At 53.1% G+C, this 24,027-nt stretch carries 24 protein-coding genes and 3 pseudogenes; 15 read left to right on the forward strand and 12 right to left on the reverse strand.

Features of this window, described 5'->3' with window-relative positions:
* Positions 1-106: 106 nt before the first annotated feature.
* From arsC to ACLHV9_RS07700, 4 genes are all read right to left on the reverse strand, one after another.
* Positions 107-538 carry a glutaredoxin-dependent arsenate reductase gene (gene arsC / locus ACLHV9_RS07685; protein ID WP_108090522.1) on the reverse strand — a complete coding sequence of 144 codons (432 nt, stop codon included), beginning with the start codon at positions 536-538 and terminating at the stop codon, positions 107-109.
* A gap of 12 nt (positions 539-550) precedes the next feature.
* A complete protein-coding gene (locus ACLHV9_RS07690) occupies positions 551-1,840 on the reverse strand; it encodes an arsenic transporter (protein ID WP_108090521.1) in 1,290 nt (429 codons plus the stop codon).
* Between the two features lie 40 nt (positions 1,841-1,880).
* Positions 1,881-2,201 (reverse strand): metalloregulator ArsR/SmtB family transcription factor, encoded by a 321-nt coding sequence (locus tag ACLHV9_RS07695; protein ID WP_108090520.1) that lies wholly within the window; start codon positions 2,199-2,201, stop codon positions 1,881-1,883.
* A 449-nt stretch (positions 2,202-2,650) separates the two neighbouring features.
* Positions 2,651-3,406, reverse strand: a complete 756-nt coding sequence (locus ACLHV9_RS07700; protein WP_229255563.1) for a hypothetical protein — start codon at positions 3,404-3,406, stop codon at positions 2,651-2,653.
* 237 nt (positions 3,407-3,643) lie between these two features.
* Here ACLHV9_RS07700 and ACLHV9_RS07705 point away from each other — a divergent pair.
* Together ACLHV9_RS07705 and ACLHV9_RS07710 are read left to right on the forward strand one after the other, a co-directional pair.
* Positions 3,644-4,092: pseudogene (locus tag ACLHV9_RS07705) on the forward strand (replication endonuclease); the annotation flags it as partial.
* A gap of 490 nt (positions 4,093-4,582) precedes the next feature.
* The gene (locus ACLHV9_RS07710; protein ID WP_028019319.1) at positions 4,583-5,425 is read left to right on the forward strand and encodes a WcbI family polysaccharide biosynthesis putative acetyltransferase; all 843 of its coding nucleotides are present in this window, start codon (positions 4,583-4,585) and stop codon (positions 5,423-5,425) included.
* A gap of 50 nt (positions 5,426-5,475) precedes the next feature.
* Here the strand turns inward: ACLHV9_RS07710 and ACLHV9_RS07715 are convergent.
* From ACLHV9_RS07715 to ACLHV9_RS07725, 3 genes and pseudogenes are all read right to left on the reverse strand, one after another.
* A pseudogene (locus ACLHV9_RS07715) lies at positions 5,476-5,583 on the reverse strand (transposase domain-containing protein); the annotation flags it as partial.
* 36 nt (positions 5,584-5,619) lie between these two features.
* Complete coding sequence (locus tag ACLHV9_RS07720; RefSeq protein ID WP_028019318.1) at positions 5,620-5,940, reverse strand: transposase; 321 nt, start codon at positions 5,938-5,940, stop codon at positions 5,620-5,622.
* The gene (locus ACLHV9_RS07725) at positions 5,928-6,212 is read right to left on the reverse strand and encodes a winged helix-turn-helix transcriptional regulator (RefSeq protein WP_161788406.1); all 285 of its coding nucleotides are present in this window, start codon (positions 6,210-6,212) and stop codon (positions 5,928-5,930) included. Before ACLHV9_RS07725 ends, ACLHV9_RS07720 begins: the two co-directional genes overlap by 13 nt.
* Before the next feature lie 628 nt (positions 6,213-6,840).
* On the opposite strand from ACLHV9_RS07725, the pseudogene ACLHV9_RS07730 reads away from it, so the two are divergent.
* Positions 6,841-7,965, forward strand: a pseudogene (locus tag ACLHV9_RS07730) (IS3 family transposase).
* A 738-nt stretch (positions 7,966-8,703) separates the two neighbouring features.
* On the opposite strand, the gene ACLHV9_RS07735 reads toward ACLHV9_RS07730, so the two are convergent.
* The gene (locus ACLHV9_RS07735; RefSeq protein WP_028019315.1) at positions 8,704-10,389 is read right to left on the reverse strand and encodes an aspartate:alanine antiporter; all 1,686 of its coding nucleotides are present in this window, start codon (positions 10,387-10,389) and stop codon (positions 8,704-8,706) included.
* A gap of 273 nt (positions 10,390-10,662) precedes the next feature.
* Here ACLHV9_RS07735 and ACLHV9_RS07740 point away from each other — a divergent pair, with 273 nt between their 5' ends.
* Positions 10,663-11,034: an inner membrane protein YbjM gene (locus ACLHV9_RS07740; RefSeq protein WP_028019314.1), complete on the forward strand. Its 372-nt coding sequence runs from the start codon at positions 10,663-10,665 to the stop codon at positions 11,032-11,034.
* A 30-nt stretch (positions 11,035-11,064) separates the two neighbouring features.
* Here ACLHV9_RS07740 and ACLHV9_RS07745 read toward each other — a convergent pair whose 3' ends face one another.
* Positions 11,065-11,334 (reverse strand): GrxA family glutaredoxin, encoded by a 270-nt coding sequence (locus ACLHV9_RS07745; protein WP_014883149.1) that lies wholly within the window; start codon positions 11,332-11,334, stop codon positions 11,065-11,067.
* A gap of 184 nt (positions 11,335-11,518) precedes the next feature.
* Between ACLHV9_RS07745 and nfsA the strand changes: the two genes are divergently transcribed.
* The 9 genes from nfsA to rlmC all read left to right on the forward strand — a co-directional run bounded on the left by nfsA (position 11,519) and on the right by rlmC (position 19,966).
* On the forward strand, positions 11,519-12,241 hold the full coding sequence (gene nfsA, locus ACLHV9_RS07750) for a nitroreductase NfsA (RefSeq protein ID WP_108090380.1): 723 nt from the start codon (positions 11,519-11,521) through the stop codon (positions 12,239-12,241).
* Positions 12,242-12,310: 69 nt separating this feature from the next.
* Entirely contained in the window at positions 12,311-13,213 is a 903-nt protein-coding gene (gene rimK, locus ACLHV9_RS07755) for a 30S ribosomal protein S6--L-glutamate ligase (RefSeq protein WP_108090379.1), read from the forward strand.
* A gap of 63 nt (positions 13,214-13,276) precedes the next feature.
* On the forward strand, positions 13,277-13,753 hold the full coding sequence (locus ACLHV9_RS07760) for a YbjN domain-containing protein (RefSeq protein ID WP_407220363.1): 477 nt from the start codon (positions 13,277-13,279) through the stop codon (positions 13,751-13,753).
* 351 nt (positions 13,754-14,104) lie between these two features.
* Entirely contained in the window at positions 14,105-15,217 is a 1,113-nt protein-coding gene (potF, locus tag ACLHV9_RS07765; RefSeq protein ID WP_028019311.1) for a spermidine/putrescine ABC transporter substrate-binding protein PotF, read from the forward strand.
* Between the two features lie 102 nt (positions 15,218-15,319).
* Positions 15,320-16,453, forward strand: a complete 1,134-nt coding sequence (gene potG, locus ACLHV9_RS07770) for a putrescine ABC transporter ATP-binding subunit PotG (RefSeq protein ID WP_050482952.1) — start codon at positions 15,320-15,322, stop codon at positions 16,451-16,453.
* A gap of 10 nt (positions 16,454-16,463) precedes the next feature.
* On the forward strand, positions 16,464-17,417 hold the full coding sequence (gene potH / locus ACLHV9_RS07775; protein WP_028019309.1) for a putrescine ABC transporter permease PotH: 954 nt from the start codon (positions 16,464-16,466) through the stop codon (positions 17,415-17,417).
* Positions 17,414-18,259, forward strand: coding sequence for a putrescine ABC transporter permease PotI (potI, locus tag ACLHV9_RS07780; RefSeq protein WP_023310934.1), 846 nt, complete (start codon positions 17,414-17,416; stop codon positions 18,257-18,259). Before potH ends, potI begins: the two co-directional genes overlap by 4 nt.
* A gap of 20 nt (positions 18,260-18,279) precedes the next feature.
* The gene (locus ACLHV9_RS07785) at positions 18,280-18,798 is read left to right on the forward strand and encodes a YbjO family protein (protein ID WP_407221173.1); all 519 of its coding nucleotides are present in this window, start codon (positions 18,280-18,282) and stop codon (positions 18,796-18,798) included.
* A 40-nt stretch (positions 18,799-18,838) separates the two neighbouring features.
* Complete coding sequence (rlmC, locus tag ACLHV9_RS07790; protein WP_108090378.1) at positions 18,839-19,966, forward strand: 23S rRNA (uracil(747)-C(5))-methyltransferase RlmC; 1,128 nt, start codon at positions 18,839-18,841, stop codon at positions 19,964-19,966.
* 42 nt (positions 19,967-20,008) lie between these two features.
* On the opposite strand, the gene ACLHV9_RS07795 is transcribed toward rlmC, so the two are convergent.
* Genes ACLHV9_RS07795 through ACLHV9_RS07805 form a run of 3 tightly spaced genes read right to left on the reverse strand, consistent with a single transcriptional unit; the run spans position 20,009 to position 21,659 of the window.
* Positions 20,009-20,254 carry a pentapeptide MXKDX repeat protein gene (locus tag ACLHV9_RS07795; protein WP_028019306.1) on the reverse strand — a complete coding sequence of 82 codons (246 nt, stop codon included), beginning with the start codon at positions 20,252-20,254 and terminating at the stop codon, positions 20,009-20,011.
* Positions 20,255-20,282: 28 nt separating this feature from the next.
* Positions 20,283-21,053 carry a molybdopterin-dependent oxidoreductase gene (locus ACLHV9_RS07800; RefSeq protein ID WP_028019305.1) on the reverse strand — a complete coding sequence of 257 codons (771 nt, stop codon included), beginning with the start codon at positions 21,051-21,053 and terminating at the stop codon, positions 20,283-20,285.
* A 9-nt stretch (positions 21,054-21,062) separates the two neighbouring features.
* Positions 21,063-21,659 (reverse strand): cytochrome b/b6 domain-containing protein, encoded by a 597-nt coding sequence (locus ACLHV9_RS07805; RefSeq protein ID WP_108090377.1) that lies wholly within the window; start codon positions 21,657-21,659, stop codon positions 21,063-21,065.
* Between the two features lie 144 nt (positions 21,660-21,803).
* Here ACLHV9_RS07805 and ACLHV9_RS07810 point away from each other — a divergent pair, with 144 nt between their 5' ends.
* Both ACLHV9_RS07810 and ACLHV9_RS07815 read left to right on the forward strand, forming a co-directional pair.
* Complete coding sequence (locus tag ACLHV9_RS07810) at positions 21,804-22,526, forward strand: response regulator transcription factor (protein ID WP_028019303.1); 723 nt, start codon at positions 21,804-21,806, stop codon at positions 22,524-22,526.
* Complete coding sequence (locus tag ACLHV9_RS07815; protein ID WP_028019302.1) at positions 22,523-23,995, forward strand: ATP-binding protein; 1,473 nt, start codon at positions 22,523-22,525, stop codon at positions 23,993-23,995. The genes ACLHV9_RS07810 and ACLHV9_RS07815 overlap by 4 nt, the downstream gene beginning before the upstream one ends.
* Positions 23,996-24,027 lie beyond the last annotated feature (32 nt).

Genomic DNA, 24,027 nt, shown 5'->3' on the forward strand with positions numbered 1-24,027 from the left:
TCACCAGACTTAACCCTCAAAAGTATGTGCCGGGTTTCGGCTGATGCAACTCAGCCGGTAGGTGGGGTATGCCGCATGCAAGCCTTACTGCGCCATTATCAATGGGTTACTTTTGTGAGATTTTTTTCCCGCTGGCATCAACGACGGCTTCGCCATCCTCTTTCGTAAATGCCCCTTTTTGCGCGTCAGGCAGGATGTCGAGGACGACTTCAGAAGGGCGACACAGGCGAGTGCCCAGCGGCGTCACGACGATCGGACGGTTAATCAGGATCGGGTATTGCAGCATGAAGTCGAGCAGCTGTTCGTCGGTGAATTTATCTTCGGCCAGGCCGAGCTGTTCATAGGGCTCCACGTTTTTACGCAGCAGATCCCGTACAGAAATCCCCATATCGGCAATCAGAGTGGTCAACTTCTCGCGGGACGGTGGGGTTTCCAGATAGAGGATAATCTCTGGCTCCGTGCCGCTGTTGCGGATCATCTCCAGCGTGTTGCGCGAGGTACCGCAGGTGGGGTTGTGGTAAATGGTGATGTGGGTCATATCAGTGGCTCATTACAGTGTGAAGGAGAGACGTAGCGCCAGCGCGGCGAGCGTCACAAACAGGACCGGCAGCGTCATAATGATGCCCGTCCGGAAATAGTAGCCCCAGGTAATCGTCATGTTTTTCTGCGCCAGTACATGAAGCCAGAGCAGTGTCGCCAGGCTGCCGATAGGTGTGATTTTCGGCCCCAGATCGCAACCAATCACGTTTGCGTAAATCATCGCGTCCTTAATCAATCCTGTTGCCGTACTGCCATCAATGGAGAGCGCGCCAATCAGCACCGTGGGCATATTGTTCATTATGGATGACAGGAACGCAGTGATGAACCCGGTTCCCAGCGTGGTGGCCCACAGCCCGTGACCGGCCAGGCTATTCAGTACGCCTGTGAGATAGTCCGTCAGCCCGGCATTGCGCAGGCCGTACACCACCAGATACATCCCCAGGGAGAAGATAACGATCTGCCACGGTGCGCCACGTAGCACTTTTCCGGTATTAATCGCATGTCCGCGTTTGGCGACGGCAAATAAAATCAGCGCGCCAACTGCGGCGATAGCACTGACCGGAATGCCGAGAGGTTCGAGCACAAAGAAGCCGACCAGAAGAAGGAGCAGGACGATCCAGCCCGTTCTGAACGTCGGGAGATCGGTAATAGCGCGTGCCGGCTCACGAAGCTTCGACAGGTCATATTTCGGCGGAATTTCCTTGCGAAAGAACAGATGCAGCATCACCAGCGTGGCGGCAATCGCGGCGATATCAACCGGGATCATCACCGAGGCATATTCGCTGAACCCCAGCGTGAAGAAATCGGCTGACACAATGTTGACCAGGTTAGAGACAATCAGCGGCAGGCTGGCGGTATCGGCGATAAACCCTGCCGCCATCACAAACGCCAGCGTCGCCTGCTTGCTGAACCCCAGCGCCAGCAGCATAGCAATCACGATAGGTGTCAGGATCAGCGCCGCACCGTCATTGGCAAACAGCGCCGCAACCGCCGCGCCCAGCAGCACGATATACGTAAAAAGTAATCTCCCCCGGCCATTCCCCCAGCGGGCGACGTGCAGCGCAGCCCATTCGAAAAAGCCAGACTCATCCAGCAGCAGGCTGATGATAATGACGGCGATAAACGTGGCCGTCGCATTCCAGACAATATTCCAGACCACCGGAATATCGCTGACGTGGATCACACCGCTGAGCAGCGCCAGCACGGCACCAATGGTCGCGCTCCAGCCGATACTCAGTCCCCTTGGCTGCCAGATAACCAGTACCAGCGTAAACAGAAAAATTGCCCCTGCCAGAAACATTGCTTACTCCATCATATCTGTTTTTGTGAATGTGTATTGATTAGCACGAACCTGGAAGTCTGTTTTTCAGCTTCTCACGCGTCTCTTCCCGAAGGCAGTTCCAGCTGTTGTCGATAATGGTTGCCGCCCATGCAGGCATGTGGGGAGATAAACGGTAATGGATCCATTTCCCTTCCCGGCGATCGATAACCAGCCCGGACTCGCGGAGCAGCGCCATATGGCGGGAGACTTTCGGCTGCGACTCGGTGGTCGCGGAGCAGAGATCGCAGACGCACAGCTCGCCCGCTTCGCGGAGCAGCATGATGATGGAGAGCCGTGTTTCATCGGAGAGGGTTTTGAAGAGTTGGAGAGGGTGGAGCATTCGGTCATCCTGAATGTCTTTTGTTATATTCATTAAATCATATATGTCTGTAGCTGGAGAGAGAAGAGGGAAAAGCAGAAAGGATAGAAAAAAATCCGGGGGGCTTGTAGAAGATCAAAATAGTCTTTATGGCTTGTCCGACCACCCCTAATAGTCATGGGAAAGAAACCGTTCCCTGGAACGGTTCCTTTTTATCTGCTCACTTTCCTCTTCTGTGCTCAGGCGCAACAGCGATCGTTCCAGGTGTCACGGTAGATTTTATGGTCCTCAATGCCATATCCAGTAAGCCAGCCCCAGTGTGACCAGGTAAAACAGGAGGATGAATCCCTGGCTAACCTCAGGGAAATAAACGTCAAGGGCATAGCCAAAAATGAACGTGAGGATGATGGGTATATAGGTCCAGAAGAAAAACTGGGCCTGAGATTTGAACCAGCGTCTTAGAAAGCCCATTAGTGCCTGCCCATGAGCTTCAGGATCGTGTCAGCAGCATCATAAGGGCTTTGACTGTCAGTCCATTGCTGGGTTAGTACGCCCGCTCGCATAAACGCAGGTTCCACCAGGAAATACATCATTTCCAGTTCTCGCAGGTACAACGCTTGATAGTAGGTGGGATGCATCACTTGCAAGCGGTGAGCACTGTCAGCTGTCTTTTGCACAATCCCATATATCCCCAACCCGCCAATAGCTGCGCCCGTTAATCCTGAAACGACATTTAACCCTGAAGGTGGTAGGGTCACATAGAGGCAAATAGTCGATGCGACGCCTGCAGAGAATGAATACGAGGTTAGCGTGCTAGTGGATATGTGAACGTTAGCGCGCATTAGAGCATGCTTTATCGCTGATAATTCTTTCGGTGAATAATTCTTAACCAGCTCCTCAACGTACGTGTTGATTAGGTCAAAGACGATGTTCCAGCGAGAAACGAGGTGGAATATGCCCTTTCGAAAGCGAGCGTCCTCCAAGTTTTGTCTGGTGCATACATCGTAATATTCATCAGTAAAGCAGGAAGTGTAGTACAGCAGGCGTTGGGCACCGGCCCCGATATTACTCAGGTGGCTCTTTACCTCTTCACCTACCGCGCGTACCGCCTGGTCCAGCTTCATGGCCAGTATTTTTTGGCTCTGAAGCTGGCGGATGATCTCTTCAGAATGGTACATGCCTACTGGCCTCGCGCTTAAGCTCAATTGAGCGATCTTTTGCTGCATTCCCTAAGACCGGCATTGCCGTTAATGGGCTTGAAAATCGCATCCCTATCCCCTCCATAGTAGGTTTCTTTCCGCTCCAGATTATTCTCGTAGCTTGTATGGAAGTTCTAAAAAGATCATGTTTATGAAAAACAAGGGATTTTTAGGATAATGACTTGATATTTTTTAACCTAAATATGATTTATCGGGAGTTTAAAGTGAGAATAGATGAGTTCAATTTAGAGTGACGCATTCCAAAACCCGGCCATTCGTCGCTGCGAACTGATGGTACGTATGCGTGGGTTTGAAGATATCGCCAATGAACAGGGCTGGCAGGCGAATTTTACACAATCACTGCGCCTTCACGTTATAACGCTGTACACAGTAAGGGCGGCTTTGTGTCTCAGTGGAACGGATTCAGCCCACGGGACACGCAGCGTTATTTATGCAACGTCTGGGCAAAAGTACGCGCAGCGATCTCCCGTGCCGGTTTTCATGTTTTTGGTTTTCGCGTGGTGGAGTCACACCATGACGGGACACCGCACTGGCACATGCTGCGGTTTATACGGCCGCATGACGTTGAGGCGGTGCGCGATATCCTTTGCTATCACGCCAGGATTGCCGATTCAGAAGAACTTCAAACCCCCAACGCGCCTATGGCGCGTTTTCATGTTGAGCCTATCGATCCCGCTAAAGGGTCATCCACGTTGATGGCCGGAGCCATTCAGCAGGTATGCACGGGTGATTACAGCCAGGCAGTCAATAACCGCGTGGCGGCCGTTCAGCAGCAGATAATCGCCCCGGTGGTGTGGATTGGTTCTGGCACCATCAACGTGGCACAGCTGACGCTGGACACGCTGGACACGCTGGACGTGGTGAAAGAGCTGGCAGAGCAAACGGCAAGCCACACGCACAGCAATACAGGAGCATCAAACAACGCGGGAGCCATCGGGAATACCGGAACGAAAGCGGAAACGCTTAACGGAAAATACCCCCCAGTTATTGGCCAGTAAAGCTACCCAGAACATAACGTAAGCGTTACATAGTGACCGTCTTGACATTGCAAGATTAGAAAATCTGTCAGGCCCTGGTTGCCAATCGGTACGAATAAAGCTTAACAGGCGCTTTTTTTTCGCCATTGACTCGACTGCCTGAGGCATACCATTGGCTTACCGGCAAACTGGAAGGAACAGGTTCATGAAACTAGCCTTAATTGGAAACTGTCAGTTAGAAGTTTTAGGTGATTTGATAAAAAATCATGCCGCTCTTCATGAAAATAAGTTTACTTACGTATACAATACTCCTATCTACAAGCTTGATGAAAAGAGAGACTTGGTAAATTTTTATCATGAAATTGAGCAGTGTGATGCGATTTTTATGCAGTACCATTCTGAAAGATGGAGAGGGTTTTCCACGGAAACGCTCCGTAAATATTTTGATCTGACTGTCTTGCCTACTCTGGAGTCCAGAGTTTCATGCTCCCAGCTAGGGTATTATGATTTACCTTTGCCCGACATGATGGTTTATGTAGATTACCGTTTTCTGCATCTTTATCTGAGCGGTAACGATGTCACCCATGCTGTCAAACGCTACCATCAGGCAGAGTTCTCTGAAAAGAAGCAACTGTCTATGCTTGAAAACGATGCCAAAAAATATAAAAATCTTTTCAAGCAGGGAAAAGTGTATTTTGATTATTCTAGTGATTATTTTCGCAGCCTGAGTGAAAATACGGGAAGTTATTCAACTATAAGTCATCCTAATAACGAAAATCTTGCGGTACTGCTCAGTGCCATATATCGTAAAACCTATAATATTACTGAAAAATTTTCTCTGCAGGGTAACGACATGTTACTCAACTACATCGCACCGACTCTGGGTTCAGGAGATACATCTTATTTTATGATGCGTCAAAGTGGCCTTACTCTTGCTGCTAAAATTAATTATGTTTTTTTTGAAAGCCAAGAAAAGAACGATCTCACACGTAATTTATTGAAATCAGCGTATTATCAATCCCTCAAAGATGGCTTCACTAATATATGACTCCATTCTCATTTATATCCTTAAGCTTCATATACAGACCGTATAGATGATTATGCAGATGCGAGGTCGGCTTTCCAGGGCAGCAGGTCGCTGACCTGGTTCACCGGCCAGTCCTGGATATGACGTATGACGTAACGCAGCCACGCCTCGGGTTCAACGCCCCAGCCAGATGTGCGAGCCAGCCGGAAAGTTAATCATGCCTCACCCTCCCTGAGTTGGCTGACCAGTACGTGCAGCAGCTCCGGCGTCAGTGGTCCCGTCAGGCTGAGGCTGCCGCCCGGCAGTATTAGCTTACAACTGATGACCGGTGGTTGGTCTGATGAAGCGGCCCCGTTGTGTCTGGATGGCGGCGGAAGCGGCTCCACAGTGACCGGAATAAGAGTGGCTCTGCTGGCAGGGTCCAGTAGTCCCTGGCGATGCAGGTTCCGCCAGTTAAACACCAGGTTATCGTTAACGCCATTTTCCCGCGCCAGCTCTGCCACGCAGGCCCCTGGCTGCAGACTCAGCTCCGCCATGCGGATTTTGAACTCCAGCGGCCAGTCCGGACGGCGTTTTTTGACTTCAGGTTGAAGGCGTAAAGCTCCTCTTCGAGGCGCTCAGGCGTGTAATCCTCCGGCAATGGCCAGTTGATACCCGTGCGGCGAAAACGTTTGAACATTTTATGCGTGGCGGAAGTGCTGATGTTCAGTTGCTCAGCGATTTCCCGGTAAGTCAGGGCGTCGTTAAACCGCAGGCTGAGTGCAGTAGTGATCCAGGGTCTACTGGTGTAAGGCGTGTTTCTGTCCACGGTAGTGTCCATGTTCGCGAAAGTGTCCGTGGTAGGAAACACGGCCAGAAATGGAAGACGGTGTGAACGAGACGCTTACGAACATAACCAGCGAAATGCGGTTTTTTTTTGCCCTCTGTACCATGCCGGGTTTCATGCCCGACTAATAAATTTTTCGTGGCTGCACCATACGCCACCAGTGGCATTCTGCCGCCTCCATCCTCTTAGGAGTCTCTACGCATCAACCGAAATAGATCGTGCCTACTGCGCGGCGCGGAGAGCGTCACAGCATGGCAAAAAAATTCTTTCGCAGACAAAAATCGCACTACACCGCACCCGCCTGCGGTTTTTGGATCATAAAAATTTTTCAGTTTTATTTTTCTACAAACCACCGCGCCGGGCAGTGCCAGCACTAGCGACTTTGCGGAAACCACAAACTGAAAAGATTGAAAGGAATTTCAGTGTTTTTCAATTTTATGGATCAAAAACGATCTAAGTGCTTTTTATAATTAATTGATAATATTGAGTAAATTTATTTTTATGTCAATGGACAGTTCCTAAGTCCAGTAATGTGGCTGTGACCTGCTCCCCGTTGATTAATACACCCCGATGTTAGTAATGTCTTCATAAGCCACATGAGGACATCCCCATGAAGAAGCGTTTTTCCGACGAACAGATCATCAGTATTCTTCGCGAAGCGGAAGCCGGAGTTTCTGCCCGTGAGCTCTGCCGTAAGCACGCCATTTCCGATGCCACTTTCTACACCTGGCGCAAGAAGTTTGGTGGCATGGAAGTTCCTGAGGTGAAGCGGCTTAAATCTCTTGAAGAGGAGAACGCCCGCCTCAAGAAGCTACTTGCCGAAGCCATGCTGGATAAGGAGGCACTTCAGGTGGCTCTGGGGCGAAAGTACTGACGACAGACCAGAAGCGGGAAGCCGTTGAGTTTATGTGTGATGCGACCGGTCTGTCGCAACGTCGTGCCTGCAGGCTTACAGGTTTGTCCCTGTCGACCTGCCGCTACGAGGCTCAGCGTCCGGCAGCTGATGCGCATTTATCAGGGCGCATCACTGAGCTGGCACTGGAGCGCAGGCGTTTTGGCTACCGCCGCATCTGGCAGCTGCTGCGTCGGGAGGGCCTTCACGTCAATCACAAGCGGGTATACCGTATTTACCACCTTAATGGACTGAGCGTAAAACGCAGACGACGCCGTAAAGGGCTGGCAACCGAACGGTTTCCGCTTCTGCGCCCGGATGCGCCGAACCTGACATGGTCGATGGATTTCGTTATGGACGCACTGGCCAACGGTCGGAGGATCAAGTGCCTGACCTGTGTGGATGATTTCACGAAGGAGTGTCTGACAATCACCGCTGCTTTCGGTATTTCAGGCGTTCAGGTCACGCGTATTCTGGACAGCATCGCGCTGTTTAGGGGCTATCCGGCGACAATAAGAACCGATCAGGGCCCGGAATTTGCCTGCCGCGCGCTCGATCAATGGGCCTTTGAGCATGGTGTGGAACTACGGCTTATCCAGCCAGGTAAGCCAGCCAACGCAGAACGGATTTATTGAGAGTTTTAACGGACGCTTTCGCGATGAGTGTCTGAATGAACACTGGTTCAGCGATATTCTTCATGCCCGGAAAACGATTAATGACTGGCGGCAGGATTATAACGAGTGCCGTCCCCATTCATCGCTGGATTACCAGACACCAGCTGAATTCGCAACGGACTGGCGAAACAGGAAATATGAAGAAAAACCAACCGACATTACTAACTGAAGGTTGTATCTAATCCTGGGGGCAGGTCAGCTGGAAAAGAAAAACCCGCAAAGCCAATGACAGAGCGGGTCAGAACCAGATGTAACTGGTCTTTTGTTTGGTGTAAACGAAGGGGCAATTCTTGGTCTTGAAGGCAACTCGGAAAATAGTGCTTACAACGACGTTTTTCCACCAGGGGAGAAAATAGAGCACGATATCTTTCCAACAATCTGGCAACCACCTGTAGTAACAAAGAGAATTGCAGCGCAATCTGCACAGTTTCTATATAGCGTCGTTAGTCATGATCGAATGGGAAGCTTAGCTCTAAGCAAGGAGAGTGGTGCGTTCATAGCATTTGGGATAACACCAAGAAAAAAAGACAATTTTTGAAAATGCTTGAGAAAACCTTTGATATTCGCTTACTAACACTTTTTCCAGATTTTGATGGCTTCAGTATGGCCAATAGTGCGAATTTTTCCCGATACAACAATGCTCGATACTAAATCAGGGATATACACTTGCGTTCTTTGCCGCCATTTTGTCGCCACTGACATCTAAGTATCACTCTAACCACCTGATTTCAAAGGTATCTTATTTTAGGCAACAAAAAACCCATCAACCTTGAACCAAAACGGCGGGGTTGATGGGCTCCACAAATTGGGGACATCAAAGAAAAGCAGTGGCACTAGTTATGACTGCCCCCTGATCAAAAAGTTCTGCGCATAACGAAAATTTTTTCTTTATGCGCAAACTTAGGAGTTATCCGAGTCCAGGCCAGATGATAATGATCAGCGTACCTGCCAGCGTCAGCAGTACGTTAGCGATAGCGTAAGTGCCCGCATAGCCCAGCGCCGGGATGTTGCTGCGCGCGGTGTCACTGATAATTTCCATGGCTGGCGCACAGGTACGGGCACCCATCATGGCTCCGAAGAGCAGGGCACGGTTCATGCGCAGCACGTAGGCACCGAACAGGAAACAGATGACAACCGGCACCAGGCTGACGATCAGCCCGGAAACCAACATTTGCCAGCCGACGGCACCCAGACTGTGGCCAATGCCGCTACCCGCGCTTAAGCCGACACCCGCCATAAAGACCATCAGGCCGAACTCTTTCACCATATTCAGCGCGCCCTGCGGAATGTAGCCGAAGGTCGGATGGTTCGCTCGCAGGAAGCCCAGCATGATCCCGGCGAACAGCAAACCGGCGGCGTTACCGATGCCGAAGCTAAAGTTGCTGAACTGGAAGGTGATCATCCCGATCATCAGGCCAACGATAAAGAAGGCGCAAAAGGCCAGCAGGTCGGTGACCTGGCTGTGAATGGAGATAAAGCCGATGCGGTCAGCAACGGTTTTCACGCGGCGGGCGTCGCCGCTGACCTGCAGAACATCACCTTTATTGAGTACGACGTTGTCGTCGATAGGCATCTCAATCTGGCTGCGGATCACGCGGTTGAGGAAGCAACCGTGGTCGGTCAGCTTCAGCTGCGCCAGACGACGGCCGACGGCGTTATGGTTTTTCACCACGATCTCTTCGGTGACGATACGCATGTCGAGCAGATCGCGGTCGAATACCTCTTTGCCGTTACGGAAGCTTGGGTCAAGACGGGCGTGAGCATCCGGGTAACCCACCAGCGCGATATCGTCGCCCATCTGCAGCACCGCATCGCCGTCCGGGTTCGCCAGAATGCCGTTACGTCGAATGCGTTCGATATAGCAACCGGTCTGGCGGTAAATGCCCAGCTCGCGCAGGTTTTTCCCGTCTGCCCATGCCACAAGTTCTGGCCCGACGCGGTAGGCACGGATCACCGGGAGATAGACTTTACGTTTGGAATCGGTATCCAGGCCGCGCTCGCGGGCGATTTGCTGGGCGCTGGTCTGTAGATCCTGGTGTTGCAGTTTCGGCAGGTAGCGCGCGCCCACAATCAGGCTCACAAGACCGATCAGATAAGTCAGGGCATAGCCCAGGCTCAGGTGGTCGAGGGCGGTAGAGAGTTGTGCTCCAGCCATGCCGGAATGGCGCAGGGTATCACCTGCACCGACAAGCACTGGCGTAGAGGTCATCGAACCTGCCAGCATACCGGCCGTTAACCCGATATCCCAGCCAAACAGTTTACCCAGCCCTAACGCGATCAGCAGTGCACTGCCGACCATGACCAGCGCCAGCATCAGATAATTTTTGCCGTCGCGGAAGAAAATTGAAAAAAAGTTGGGACCCGCTTCCACACCAACACAAAAAATAAACAGCATAAAACCTAAGTTGAGCGCGTCCGTGTTAATGCTGAAATGCTGCTGACCTAATATTAATGATACGACTAAAACGCCAATGGAATTACCAAGTTGAACCGACCCCAGGCGCAATTTACCCAGGCAAAGGCCCAGCGCGAGTACAACAAATAATAACAGGATGTAATTCCCATTTAACAAGTCTGCGACGTTTATATTCACGGAGGCTAACTTCTTGTTTACCAGTAAGTTGTTGAATGAAAGGGCTTTTTGGGCTACTGTTTTCTGGGTCAGGGAAAGGCGTTAACGCTCCCTGTTTCCTGCTTTATTCCCTAAAACATTAGCTGGCGTGTAGTTTAATCGTATTAGCTACTGACAGCTACTGATTATCGCATCACCCTGTGCGTGCTTTGGCAAGGATTGCCGCATTGCTTTATCTGACTGGGCGTCTACCCGACGAATGTGTATTTGATAGAGATAAGTCAGGAGGATTGTTTGAACATTAAACGAAACTGGGCGGGGGTGATCAGCTGCTTTTTGCTGTTCACGGTCGTGTGCATGTCGCTTGCTTTTAATGTGAAAGGGGCATTCAGGGCGTCGGGTCATCCGGAGCTGGGTTTACTCTTTTTCACTCTGCCGGGCGCGGCCGCCAGCTTTCTCTCCCGTAAAGGGGAGGTGGTGAAACCGCTATTGGGTGCAATGCTTGCAGCACCGCTGTGTCTGCTGCTGATGCGCTTGCTGTTTGTTCCCGTGAGAAGTTTCTGGCAGGAGCTGGCGTGGTTGCTGAGCGGTGTGTTCTGGTGCGCCCTTGGCGCGTTGTGCTATCTGTTTGTGCGCAGTCTGATACACCGGCGGCACACCAAATAAAAACGCCCTCAAGGTGAGGGCGTTCAGGTATTACTGCTCAGCAAACAGGCCAAGATGCTCTTTGGCATAAGCTTCAAAATCTGTGCAACCGCCGATGTGTTTCTGATCGAGGAAGATCTGCGGGACGGTTTCAACCGGCTTACCGACGGTTTTTTCCAGATCGGCTTTCGTGATGCCTTCCGCGTGAATATCAACGTAGCGGAAGTTGAAATCATCGCGCTCTGCGGTCAGTTTCTCAGCCAGCTCTTTCGCGCGCACACAGTAAGGGCACCCTGGACGACCAAAAATTACTGCAAACATTTCTCTCTCCTCAAAAAACAAGCCTGACGGCGAATGACACATATAGTGCCCGATAACCTGCCGCCATTAAAGAAGGTTTCGCCTGTCGCTTTGATACAGTCAGGCTATGTTTCGCCAATTACACTGTGACAATCATTGCCTATACTGGCTGCCATGCGAATTAAGCAAGACAAAGAGAGACAACATGACGCCAACCATAGACCTGCTCACATCCCACCGTTCCATTCGCCATTTTACCGATGAGCCGATTACCGAGGCGCAGCGCGAAGCCATTATTAACAGCGCAAGGGCGACCTCCAGCTCCAGCTTCCTGCAGTGCAGCTCTATTATCCGCATTACCGATCCGGCCATGCGGGAACAACTGGTCACGCTTACGGGCGGACAGAAGCATGTGGCCCAGGCGGCGGAGTTCTGGGTGTTCTGCGCCGACTTTAACCGTCACCTGCAGATCTGCCCTGAGGCCGAGCTGGGGCTGGCAGAACAGCTGCTGCTGGGCGTGGTGGATACCGCGCTGATGGCGCAAAACGCCTTTACGGCGGCGGAATCGCTGGGGTTAGGCGGTGTCTACATCGGCGGCCTGCGTAATAACATCGAAAGCGTCACCGAACTGCTGAAGCTGCCAAAATACGTTCTGCCGCTGTTTGGCCTGTGCCTCGGATGGCCAGCGGATAACCCGGATCTGAAGCCGCGTATTCCTGCCGCCATGCTGGTGCATGAAAATCACTATCAACCTGTCGATCAGGATGTCCTGGCGCAATACGATGAAGAACTGGCGAACTACTATATGACGCGCGGCAGCAATAACCGCCGCGATACCTGGAGTGACCATATTCGTCGCACCATCATTAAAGAAAACCGCCCGTTTATTCTCGATTATCTGCATAAACAGGGCTGGGCGACGCGATAGTCCATTCCTCCTGCGCCTGCCTGCGTATATGATATGCAGGCTTTTTCCATGTCTTTAGAGAGGTGCAGGGTGAAAATTGCCATTTTGTCCCGGGATGGAACGCTCTATTCATGTAAACGTCTGCGAGAAGCGGCGGCGAAACGCGGACATCAGGTTGAGATCCTCGACCCAATGTCCTGCTATATGAACATTGATCCGGCCGCCTCGTCGATTCACTACAAAGGCCGCAAGCTGCCGCATTTTGATGCGGTGATCCCCCGCATCGGCTCCCAGATAACCTATTACGGCACCGCCGCGCTGCGCCAGTTTGAAATGCTGGGCAGCTATCCGCTCAATGAATCCGTCGCCATTTCCCGCGCCCGCGATAAGCTGCGCTCGTTACAGCTGCTCGCCCGGCAGGGGATCGATCTCCCCGTTACGGGGATTGCCCACTCACCGGACGACACCAGCGATCTCATCGATATGGTGGGCGGCGCACCTTTGGTGATCAAGCTGGTGGAAGGCACGCAGGGCATTGGTGTGGTGCTGGCGGAAACACGCCAGGCGGCAGAAAGCGTCATTGATGCTTTCCGGGGGCTGAATGCCCACATCCTGGTGCAGGAGTACATCGAAGAGGCCAAAGGGCGCGACATTCGTTGCTTCGTGGTGGGGAACGAGGTGGTGGCGGCCATAGAGCGCCAGGCAAAAGAGGGCGACTTCCGCTCCAACCTGCACCGTGGCGGCGTTGCGCGGGTGGCGGCTATCAGCGAGCGCGAGCGGGAAATTGCGGTGAAAGCCGCGCAAACGCTGGGGCTGGACGTGGCAGGCGTAGACCTTCTGCGGGCAACGCGTGGGCCGCTGGTCATGGAGGTGAATGCCTCGCCGGGGCTGGAAGGCGTGGAAAAAACCACAGGGGTCGATATTGCGGGTAAAATGATCGCATGGATCGAGCGTCATGCGACGCCCGGCTACTGTCTGAAAACGGGCGGTTAAATGGAATTGAACCCACTTTTTGCGTAATCTATGCGAAGTTTTTATTAAAGAGGCTGCACAGCGATGGATTTACAGGTCGTTCCAACACTGGATACGTTACGTCAATGGCTTGATGATGCCGGAATTACGTTCTTCGAATGCGATTCCTGCCAGGCGCTGCATCTGCCTCATATGCAGAATTTCGATGGTATTTTTGATGCCAAAATCGATCTCATTAACGACGTGATTCTTTTCTCTGCGCTGGGTGAAGTGAAGCCGTCTGCGCTGCTGGCGCTGGCCTCCGACCTGTCGGCCATCAATGCCAGTTCTTTGACCGTGAAGGCATTTCTCGATATACAGGATGATAATCTGCCAAAACTGGTCGTTTGCCAGTCTTTATTCTCCGGTGCCGGGCTGTCGTTCAAACAGTTCTCATGGTTTATGCGCTTGAGTGAAGAGCAAATTTCCATGGTAATGATGGAAGCCAATGCACATCATCTGCTGTATAGCGCGGAAGATGATGCAGAGAATAATGATGCATCTCCCAATTTTCTTCACTAAGCCTGTCTGACTTTTGCGCAGTCGCTGCCATAGCGGCTGCAGAAGACCATTTTTTCTGCTGCTTTTAACCTTTCTTTAAAGAATTATTCACCTCCCGGAAGGCTGTTTCGGCTTATCACGTAGACATAACCTGCATAAAAAATTGATAAAAGGCGTTTTTTCGTCTGGGCTATAGCCGGGGACACGGGCTACAGTTATTCTTGCGATGCTTAAAAAAGCGAGCGGATACTGCCGGGTAAAGAGGTTTCTTTTTATTTCGCGCAGAGCGACAAACTATGCATGATTATTGCATATCTTCAGATTGCACAGTTTTAGTTCGTTTGTTAACGAGCTTTCAGAAGGAATAAAGATATGATCGCCTTGAATAAAAAATGGTTATCGGGTCTGGTTGCGGGTGCTCTGATGGCCGTCTCTGCCGGCACGCTCGCTGCGGAACAAAAAACGCTGCACGTTTACAACTGGTCTGATTATATTGCGCCGGACACGGTCGCCAATTTTGAAAAAGAGACCGGCATTAAAGTGGTCTACGACGTTTTCGATTCCAACGAAGTGCTGGAAGGAAAATTGATGGCGGGCAGTACCGGGTTTGATCTCGTGGTGCCTTCCGCAAGCTTCCTGGAGCGACAACTTACCGCAGGCGTTTTCCAGCCGCTGGATAAGAGCAAGTTACCAAACTGGAAAAACCTTGACCCGGACGTGCTTAAGCTGGTTGCGAAGCACGACCCTGATAATAAATACGCCATGCCTTATCTGTGGGCGACTACCGGTATCGGCTACAACGTCGATAAAGTCAAAGCGGTGCTGGGGCCGGACGTCAAGCTGGACAGCTGGGACGTGGTGCTGAAGCCGGAAAACCTTGAGAAGCTGAAAAGCTGCGGCGTCTCCTTCCTCGATGCGCCGGAAGAGATTTTCGCCACCGTGCTGAACTATCTGGGCAAAGATCCGAACAGCAACAAGGCTGACGACTACACCGGCCCGGCGACCGATCTGCTGCTGAAGCTGCGTCCAAACATTCGCTACTTCCACTCGTCCCAGTACATCAACGACCTGGCAAACGGCGACATCTGCGTCGCGATTGGCTGGGCGGGCGATGTGTGGCAGGCGGCGAACCGCGCGAAAGAAGCGAAAAACGGCGTGAACGTTTCCTATTTCATTCCGAAAGAAGGGGCGCTGGCGTTCTTTGACGTCTTCGCGATGCCTGCCGATGCGAAAAACAAAGATGAAGCCTATCAGTTCCTCAATTACCTGATGCGTCCTGACGTCATCGCCCATATCAGTGACCACGTCTACTACGCGAACGGTAACAAGGCTTCCGTGCCGCTGGTCAGTGAAGAGATCCGCAATAACCCGGCTATCTATCCGCCTGCGGATGTGTTCGCCAAGCTGTTCACCCTGAAAGTTCAGGATCCAAAAATTGACCGCGTACGTACCCGTGCGTGGACCAAGGTGAAAAGCGGTAAGTAATTACCCGTGAGTTGTAGGCCGGGCAAGCGCAGCGCCCCCGGCAACAGGCGCACCGTTATGGTGCGCCTGCACCATGATTTGATTTCTGCCGGAGAGCACCCCGTGAATGACGCGATCCCCCGCCCGCAGGCGAAAGTCCGTAAAGCGCTGACCCCGCTTCTTGAAATTCGTAACCTCACCAAATCTTTCGATGGCCAGCATGCCGTGGACGACGTCAATTTGACGATCTACAAAGGTGAAATTTTTGCCCTCCTGGGAGCATCAGGCTGCGGTAAGTCGACCCTGCTGCGTATGCTGGCCGGTTTTGAACAGCCCACTGCCGGGCAGATTGTGCTGGATGGCGTGGATCTCTCCAGCGTGCCGCCGTATCAGCGCCCGATTAACATGATGTTCCAGTCCTACGCGCTGTTTCCGCACATGACGGTGGAGCAGAACATCGCCTTTGGTCTGAAGCAGGACAAACTGCCGAAAGCCGAAATTACCGCGCGTGTGGCCGAGATGCTGAGCCTGGTTCACATGCAGGAGTTCGCGAAGCGTAAACCGCACCAGCTCTCTGGCGGTCAGCGTCAGCGTGTCGCCCTGGCCCGCAGTCTGGCAAAACGTCCAAAACTGTTGCTGCTCGACGAGCCGATGGGGGCGCTGGATAAAAAACTGCGCGACCGTATGCAGCTCGAAGTGGTGGATATCCTCGAACGTGTGGGGGTGACCTGCGTGATGGTGACTCACGACCAGGAAGAGGCAATGACCATGGCCGGGCGTATCGCCATCATGAACCGTGGGAAGTTCGTGCAGATTGGCGAACCGGAAGAGATTTATGAGCATCCGACCACCCGCTACAGCGCGGAGTTCATTGGCTCGGTCAACGTCTTCGAAGGGCTGCTGAAAGACCGCCAGGAAGATGGCCTTGTCATTGAATCACCGGGGCTGCAACATCCGCTTAAGGTCGATCCGGATAACTCGGTGGTGGATAACGTGCCGGTCTACGTCGCGCTGCGCCCGGAGAAAATCATGCTCTGTGAGGATCCCCCTGCCGATGGCTATAACTTTGCCGTCGGTGAAGTGGTGCATATTGCCTACCTGGGCGATCTTTCCATCTACCATGTGCGTCTGAAAAGCGGACAGATGCTCAGCGCTCAGTTGCAGAACGAACATCGCTATCGCAAGGGGCAGCCGACCTGGGGTGACGAAGTGCGCCTGTGCTGGGATGCTGACAGTTGCGTTGTGCTGACGGTATAAGGAGCGGCTCATGAGTACACTAGAACCTCCAGCCCGCGCAGAAAAAACGGGTGGTTTTGCGAACTGGCTGGCGCGCATGCAGATGAACCACGGCCGCAAGCTGGTGATCGCCATGCCATACGTGTGGCTGATCCTGCTGTTCCTGCTGCCGTTCCTGATTGTTTTCAAGATAAGCCTCGCAGAAATGGCGCGGGCGATCCCGCCTTATACCAACCTGCTGGACTGGGCCGACGGACAGCTCACGCTGACGCTTAATCTCGGCAACTTCCTGCAGCTGACGGACGATCCGCTCTATTTCGAAGCGTATTTACAGTCGTTACAGGTGGCGGCGATTTCGACGATCTGCTGTCTGGTGATGGGCTACCCGCTGGCCTGGGCCGTGGCGCACAGTAAGCCGTCGACGCGTAACATTTTGCTGTTGCTGGTGATCCTGCCGTCGTGGACCTCGTTCCTGATCCGCGTTTACGCCTGGATGGGGATCCTGAAAAACAACGGTGTACTGAATAACTTCCTGATGTGGCTCGGAGTTATCGATCAGCCGCTGACGATCCTGCACACCAACCTCGCGGTCTACATCGGCATTGTTTACGCCTATCTGCCGTTTATGGTGCTGCCGATTTATACGGCGCTGACGCGTATTGATTACTCGCTGGTGGAAGCGTCGCTTGATCTCGGTGCGCGCCCGTTGAAGACCTTCTTCAGTGTGATCGTCCCGCTGACCAAAGGCGGGATTATTGCCGGGTCGATGCTGGTCTTTATTCCGGCGGTGGGGGAGTTTGTGATCCCGGAACTGCTCGGCGGGCCGGACAGCATCATGATTGGTCGCGTGCTGTGGCAAGAGTTCTTTAATAACCGCGACTGGCCAGTGGCGTCCGCGGTGGCAATTGTGATGTTACTCCTGCTGATCGTGCCGATCATGTGGTTCCACAAGCATCAGCAGAAACAGATGGGAGACCACGGATGAACAACTTACCGGTAGTGCGCTCCCCGTGGCGAATTGCGATCCTGGTGATTGGCTTTACCTTCCTGTACGCACCCATGTTGATGCTGGTGATCTACTCGTTCAACAGCTCCAAACTGGTGACGGTCTGGGCTGGCTGGTCGACGCGCTGGTATAGCGAGTTGTTCCACGATGATGCGATGATGAGCGCGGTGGGGCTGAGCCTGACGATTGCTGCGCTGGCCGCAACCATGGCGTCGGTGCTGGGGACCATCGCTGCACTGGTGATGGTCCGCTTCGGGCGTTTTCGCGGTTCGAACGGCTTTGCTTTTATGATCACCGCCCCGCTGGTTATGCCGGACGTGATCACCGGTCTGGCGTTGCTGCTGCTGTTCGTGGCGCTGGCGCATGCCATCGGCTGGCCGGCGGATCGCGGGATGCTCACCATCTGGCTGGCACACGTCACTTTCTGTACCGCATACGTGGCGGTGGTGATCTCCTCGCGTCTGCGCGAGCTGGATCGCTCCATTGAAGAGGCGGCGATGGATCTTGGTGCGACGCCGCTGAAGGTCTTTTTCATCATCACCCTGCCGATGATTATGCCAGCGGTGATCTCGGGCTGGCTGCTGGCGTTTACCCTGTCGCTCGACGATCTGGTTATCGCCAGCTTTGTTTCTGGCCCGGGGGCGACGACGCTGCCGATGCTGGTCTTCTCCAGCGTGCGCATGGGGGTGAACCCGGAAATCAACGCCCTGGCCTCGATTATTCTTGGCGTGGTCGGAATTGTCGGATTTATCGCCTGGTATTTGATGGCGCGCGCGGAAAAACAGCGTGTGCGTGATATCCAGCGTGCAAGACGCGGCTGAAGGATTTAAAATTTCCAGTGATGTGCCGCGTACGACGCGGCACTGTTTTTCAGGGAAGTAAAACATTGGGATTATTAAAGAAATCACGTCTTACGCACGCTCGTCCAAACGTTACTGCGCTGGTTCAGGTGGCGGCGCTCGCCATTATTATGATCCGCTGCCTGGATGTGCTGATGATTCTCAACACCCTGGGCGCGCGCGGCATTGGTGAATTTATTCACCGCAGCGTGCAGACGTGGAATCTGACGCTGGTCTTTCTGAGCAGCCTGGTGCTGGTGTTTATCGAGATCTACTGTGCCTTTTCGCTGGTGAAAGGGCGCAACTGGGCGCGCTGGGTCTATCTTCTGACGCAAATTACCGCCGCCAGCTATCTGTGGGCCGCCTCGCTGGGATATGGCTACCCGGAGCTGTTCAGCATTGCCGGTGAATCCAAACGCGAAATCCTGCGCGCGCTGTTTATGCAAAAACTGCCGGACATACTGGTTCTGTTCCTGCTGTTTGTTCCGGCTTCCAGTCGGCGGTTCTTCCGCCTGCAATAATGTGTATAATCGCAGCCCTCGTGATTTTTAAGGTTTTCATATGCAGTGCGCACTCTATGACACCGGTCGCTGCCGCTCCTGTCAGTGGATAGAACAGCCGGTCTCTCAACAACTCACCGCCAAAATGGCCGACCTGCAACAGCTGCTGGCAGCACACGCGGTGGGCGAGTGGTGCGCACCCATCAGCGGCCCGGAGCAGGGCTTTCGCAACAAAGCCAAAATGGTGGTCAGCGGCAGCGTAGAAAAACCGCTGTTGGGGATGCTGCACCGCGACGGCACGCCGGAAGATTTAACTGACTGCCCGCTTTACCCCGCCTCATTTGAGCCCGTCTTTGCGGCACTCAAACCGTTTATTGCGCGGGCCGGGTTAACGCCTTACAACGTCGCCCGCAAGCGCGGCGAGCTGAAATACCTTCTGCTGACGGAAAGCCAGATTGACGGCGGCATGATGCTGCGTTTCGTGCTGCGTTCCGAAACCAAGCTGGAACAGCTTCGCGCGGCGCTGCCGTGGTTGCAGGAACAGCTTGTGCAGCTTAAGGTCATTACGGCAAATATTCAGCCGGTGCATATGGCGATCATGGAAGGGGAAAAAGAGGTCTTCTTCACCGAACAGCACGCGCTGGCGGAGAATTTCAACGGTGTGCCGCTGTGGATCCGCCCGCAAAGCTTCTTCCAGACCAACCCGACTGTCGCCAGTGCGCTGTACGCCACCGCGCGCGACTGGGTTCGGGCGTTAAACATCCATCATATGTGGGATCTGTTCTGCGGCGTGGGGGGATTTGGCCTGCACTGCGCCACGCCTGAGATGCAGCTTACCGGGATTGAGATCTCTGCTGAGGCGATTGCCTGCGCCAGACAGTCCGCCGCTGAGCTGGGGTTAACGAATCTGCACTTCCAGGCGCTGGACTCTACGCAGTTCGCGACCGGGCAGGGTAATGTGCCAGAGCTGGTACTGGTAAACCCGCCGCGCCGTGGCATCGGACAAGCGCTATGCGACTACCTGAACCAGATGGCACCGGATTACATCGTCTATTCAAGCTGCAACGCGCAGACGATGGCGAAAGATATTGCGCATTTGCCGGGTTACCGCATTGAGCGCGTTCAGCTTTTCGATATGTTCCCGCACACTGCGCACTATGAAGTGTTGACGCTACTCGTTAAACAATAAGCAAAGCAGCCGGAGGGAGGTTGCCTCCGGCTGCGATGAGACTTACTGGCTCATGGCGTCTTTTTTACCCATCTCATCCTTTTTCATGTTGTCCATTTTGCCCATTTTGTCTTTCCCCATGTGATCCTTCTTCATGGCGTCTTTGCACATGTCGCCCTTACACATTTTATCGTGTGGCTGGGACATGTTGTCTTTTGCCATCGTTTCTTTGCTCATGGAGTCTGCCGCCTGCACATTTGCCATAAACAGAGCTGAAAGCACGGTTGCTGCAATGATCATTTTTTTCATGGTATTCCTCGTCGTTTACGTTGTTGTATTAACTGCCACCAAACCAGTTGTAACCCTGGTCTTCCCAGTAACCGCCGGGGAAGCGATTGGTGATTTCAATGACCTGAATATGCTTTGGGTTTTTGTATCCCAGCTTGGTCGGAATTCGGAGTTTCATGGGATAACCGTACTCAGGAGGGAGGATTTGGTTATCCCAGGTCAGGGCGAGCAGCGTTTGCGGGTGCAACGCGGTCGCCATATCAATGCTGGTGTAGTAATCATCCGCACAGCGGAAGCTGATGTATTTGGCGCGGGTGTCGGCACCGATCGCCTGCAGAAAATGGCGGAAGGGGATACCACCCCAGCGGCCAATGGCGCTCCATCCTTCCACGCAAATATGGCGCGTGATCTGGTTTACCTGCTGCATACGATACAACTCAGGCAGGGACCAGCTGCGGGTGTCTCGCACCAGGCCGCGAATGGCGAGTTGATAATCCCGGCCGTCGACCTGCGGAATTTGGTCGCGATCGTAAAAGGCGTTAAACGGGAAAGGCCGGGTGATGTCGCTTTCGGTATATTCAGGTGCCAGATGACGGTCGCTGAACAGGAAACCCTGGACACGATCGTTAAAGCGCGACATTCGTGAAAGTGCAGTTTCAACACTGGCGTTGTCGCTCAGGTCACAGCCTGTAAGCAGCATAATCCCGCCTAACGTCAGCCCCTGTTTAAGAAAGTGACGTCGCTGTGCGTTTACGGATTTTTCGGCGTCCTTGACCAGATATTCCGCGTCGCGGGAAGAGAGAAAGGTTGGTTTTTTCATGAGATACCCTTAGCGACCGCGCAGCATTGCCAGTAATGTTTTAGGAACGAGCAGCACCATAATCAGGTGGATCACGACAAACACGACAATGAAGGACATACAAAAGAAATGGATGTAACGTGCGGTGTCATAGCCTCCCAACAGTTCACGTAAAAGCGGAAACTGAACGGATTTCCAGATAACCAGCCCGGAAAGCACAAGCATTACGCCGGTTAATATGGCCAGCAAGTAGGCCAGTTTTTGCACCATGTTGTAGTGGTTGAGATCGGCATGCTGCAGTTTTCCCCGCAGGGCCAGCGCCATATCCTTGAGTAACCCCTTAACAGACAAAGGGAAAAAGGTGCGAGCAAAGCGCCCGGTGACAATACCTAACGTGCAGTAGATCAGGCCGTTAATACCTAAAACCCACATCATGGCGAAGTGCCACTGCAGCGCGCCGCCCAGCCAGCCTCCCAGCGTGAAAGAGGACGGAAAAGTGAATGGGAACAACGGCGAGGCGTTATAAATTCGCCATCCGCTGAATACCATGCCAGCCATGGCGAGGGCATTAATCCAGTGACACACCCTGACCCAAAGGGGATGAATAACAGCTGTTGGCAGAGACATGGTGACCTCGTTATTCCATTGCGTGGTCAAATCCTAAGATAAATTCGGTCACCACATCCTCACGGAAGTTTAAATAAAATGTGATAACTCCGGCGGGCGTTATTAGGTAAGCTCAACTGTAATGAAACGGCGTGGATGTGGGTCATGAGTAACGCAAAGAAAATATTGCTGGTGGAGGACGATAGCGATATCGCCGCCTTCCTGAGCCTGAACTTAAAAGATGAAGGTTTTGAGATTGTGCACGAAGCCGATGGCGAACGTGCGCTGCTCCAACTGGAAAAACAGCACTGGGATGCCGTGATCCTCGATCTGATGCTGCCTGGCGTGGACGGGCTGGAGATCTGTCGCCGTATCCGCCAGATGACCCGCTATCTGCCCGTCATTATCATCAGCGCTCGCACCAGCGAGACGCACCGGGTACTGGGTCTTGAGATGGGGGCTGACGATTATCTGCCTAAACCGTTCTCCGTTCTGGAGCTGATTGCTCGCGTCAAGGCGCTCTTTCGACGTCAGGAAGCGATGGGGCAAAATCTTCGTCTGGAGGCGGGCATTATTCGCTGTCACGGCATGGAAATTGACCCCCTGGCACGAGAGGTTCGCCTGCGGGGGGAAACCATCGACTTGACCCCGCGTGAGTTTGATTTGCTCTACTGGTTTGCCCGTCATCCGGGCGAGGTGTTCTCCCGTTTATCGTTGCTGGATCATGTCTGGGGCTACCAGCATGAAGGGTACGAGCACACGGTAAATACGCACATTAACCGTCTGCGCGTCAAAATTGAAAAAGATGCTGCAGAGCCAGATATCATCCTGACGGTGTGGGGGAAAGGGTACAAATTTGCCGTCGAAAAAGCGGAGCCCCACGCATGATAAGCCACTTAACCTTGAGCCAGCGCCTGTCACTTCTTTTTAGCGCCACGCTTGTTTTATGCATGTTTGTGGCATGTGGCGTGCAGCTTTATAGCAGTAAGCAGTACGGCGATGCCATGGTGCAACGTCTGTCAGCGGGGTTGGCGCAGCAGATAGTGAACAGTGAACCGCTTCTGGATAACCAGGGTAAAGCAAACACTGAGAATCTCAAATCGCTGTTCGATCGTCTGATGACGCTTAATCCCAGCGTTGAACTCTATGTGGTGTCGCCTCAGGGACATATTGTGGCAGATGCGGCCCCGATCGGGCACATGAAGCGTCAAACGATCGACCTTACCCCGTTAAACAACTATTTATCCGGGGCTGCTTTCCCTGTGTATGGCGATGATCCACGAAGTCTGGATCAACGTAAGGTGTTCAGCGTGGCGCCGATCCTCCTGAACGGCAATCTGCACTCCTACTTGTATATTATTCTCCAGGGCGAAGACCTGAATGCACTGGCGAACACCGCGTGGCACAAGGCCCTGACCGACGCTATCATAGGATCGCTTTTACTGGCATTACTCTTTGGCGCGCTGGCCTGGTGGTTGGTCAAAAAATGGGTTACCCGTCCAGTGGAACAGTTAACCAGCGAGGTAAATGACCTTGAGCAGGACAGCATCAGCGCCATAAAAAGTCTGGCCGCCCGGCCGGTCAATCTGGCTCCTGAAAACGAAGTTGAACTGCTTCGTAACACGTTTATCGAATTATCGCGCAAGATTGCCTCACAATGGGATCAACTGGCTGACGGTGACCGCCAGCGCAGGGAGTTTATCGCCAATATCTCTCACGATCTTCGCACGCCGCTGACTTCGCTGCTGGGGTATCTCGAAACCCTCTCGCTTAAGTCCGCCACGTTGAGTGCCGAGGAGCAGAATCAATACCTGGCTATCGCACTGCGTCAGGGACAGAAAGTGCGCCATCTCTCTCAACAGCTGTTTGAACTGGCGCGCCTTGAGCATGGGGGGATTAAACCGCAGCGCGAACGTTTTGCCATGGCTGAATTGATTTCAGATGTGGCGCAAAAATTCGAGCTGACCACACAGACAAGGCAGTTGCGAATGCATATAGACGTCCCTGGCCCGCTGCCGCTGGTGTATGCCGATGTGTCGATGATTGAGCGGGTGGTCACGAATTTGCTGGATAATGCCGTTCGCCATACCCCGGCAGGAGGCGAGATTTTGCTTAAGGTCTGGCAGGAGAATGGGCTTCTGCAGGTTGAGGTGGCGGACAGTGGCTCAGGTATCGAGCGTGCATTGCGTGACGATCTGTTTCAGCGTCCTTCTGCGTTAAACCCGCAGGCATCGCGGGAGAATCGCGGCGGATTAGGCTTGCTGATTGTGAAGCGAATGCTGGAGCTGCATGGGGGAGGGATCAGGCTGATGGATTCGGTGAGCGGGGCACGTTTCCGGTTCTTTGTGCCGTTGTAAGAAATTGCCGGGTAAGGCGAAACCATCACCCG

It is taken from the genome of Enterobacter sp. CPE_E890, assembly GCF_046521475.1.
Taxonomy (GTDB): domain Bacteria; phylum Pseudomonadota; class Gammaproteobacteria; order Enterobacterales; family Enterobacteriaceae; genus Enterobacter; species Enterobacter adelaidei.

What these genes read in the sequence shown, in the direction of transcription:
- arsC (WP_108090522.1), bottom strand. Translation starts at nt 538, where the DNA reads ATGACCCACATCACCATTTACCACAACCCCACCTGCGGTACCTCGCGC.
- ACLHV9_RS07690 (WP_108090521.1), bottom strand. Translation starts at nt 1,840, where the DNA reads ATGTTTCTGGCAGGGGCAATTTTTCTGTTTACGCTGGTACTGGTTATC.
- ACLHV9_RS07695 (WP_108090520.1), bottom strand. Translation starts at nt 2,201, where the DNA reads ATGCTCCACCCTCTCCAACTCTTCAAAACCCTCTCCGATGAAACACGG.
- ACLHV9_RS07700 (WP_229255563.1), bottom strand. Translation starts at nt 3,406, where the DNA reads ATGCAGCAAAAGATCGCTCAATTGAGCTTAAGCGCGAGGCCAGTAGGC.
- ACLHV9_RS07710 (WP_028019319.1), top strand. Translation starts at nt 4,583, where the DNA reads ATGAAACTAGCCTTAATTGGAAACTGTCAGTTAGAAGTTTTAGGTGAT.
- ACLHV9_RS07720 (WP_028019318.1), bottom strand. Translation starts at nt 5,940, where the DNA reads ATGGCGGAGCTGAGTCTGCAGCCAGGGGCCTGCGTGGCAGAGCTGGCG.
- ACLHV9_RS07745 (WP_014883149.1), bottom strand. Translation starts at nt 11,334, where the DNA reads ATGTTTGCAGTAATTTTTGGTCGTCCAGGGTGCCCTTACTGTGTGCGC.
- nfsA (WP_108090380.1), top strand. Translation starts at nt 11,519, where the DNA reads ATGACGCCAACCATAGACCTGCTCACATCCCACCGTTCCATTCGCCAT.
- ACLHV9_RS07760 (WP_407220363.1), top strand. Translation starts at nt 13,277, where the DNA reads ATGGATTTACAGGTCGTTCCAACACTGGATACGTTACGTCAATGGCTT.
- potF (WP_028019311.1), top strand. Translation starts at nt 14,105, where the DNA reads ATGATCGCCTTGAATAAAAAATGGTTATCGGGTCTGGTTGCGGGTGCT.
- potH (WP_028019309.1), top strand. Translation starts at nt 16,464, where the DNA reads ATGAGTACACTAGAACCTCCAGCCCGCGCAGAAAAAACGGGTGGTTTT.
- potI (WP_023310934.1), top strand. Translation starts at nt 17,414, where the DNA reads ATGAACAACTTACCGGTAGTGCGCTCCCCGTGGCGAATTGCGATCCTG.
- ACLHV9_RS07785 (WP_407221173.1), top strand. Translation starts at nt 18,280, where the DNA reads ATGTGCCGCGTACGACGCGGCACTGTTTTTCAGGGAAGTAAAACATTG.
- rlmC (WP_108090378.1), top strand. Translation starts at nt 18,839, where the DNA reads ATGCAGTGCGCACTCTATGACACCGGTCGCTGCCGCTCCTGTCAGTGG.
- ACLHV9_RS07795 (WP_028019306.1), bottom strand. Translation starts at nt 20,254, where the DNA reads ATGAAAAAAATGATCATTGCAGCAACCGTGCTTTCAGCTCTGTTTATG.
- ACLHV9_RS07800 (WP_028019305.1), bottom strand. Translation starts at nt 21,053, where the DNA reads ATGAAAAAACCAACCTTTCTCTCTTCCCGCGACGCGGAATATCTGGTC.
- ACLHV9_RS07805 (WP_108090377.1), bottom strand. Translation starts at nt 21,659, where the DNA reads ATGTCTCTGCCAACAGCTGTTATTCATCCCCTTTGGGTCAGGGTGTGT.
- ACLHV9_RS07810 (WP_028019303.1), top strand. Translation starts at nt 21,804, where the DNA reads ATGAGTAACGCAAAGAAAATATTGCTGGTGGAGGACGATAGCGATATC.
- ACLHV9_RS07815 (WP_028019302.1), top strand. Translation starts at nt 22,523, where the DNA reads ATGATAAGCCACTTAACCTTGAGCCAGCGCCTGTCACTTCTTTTTAGC.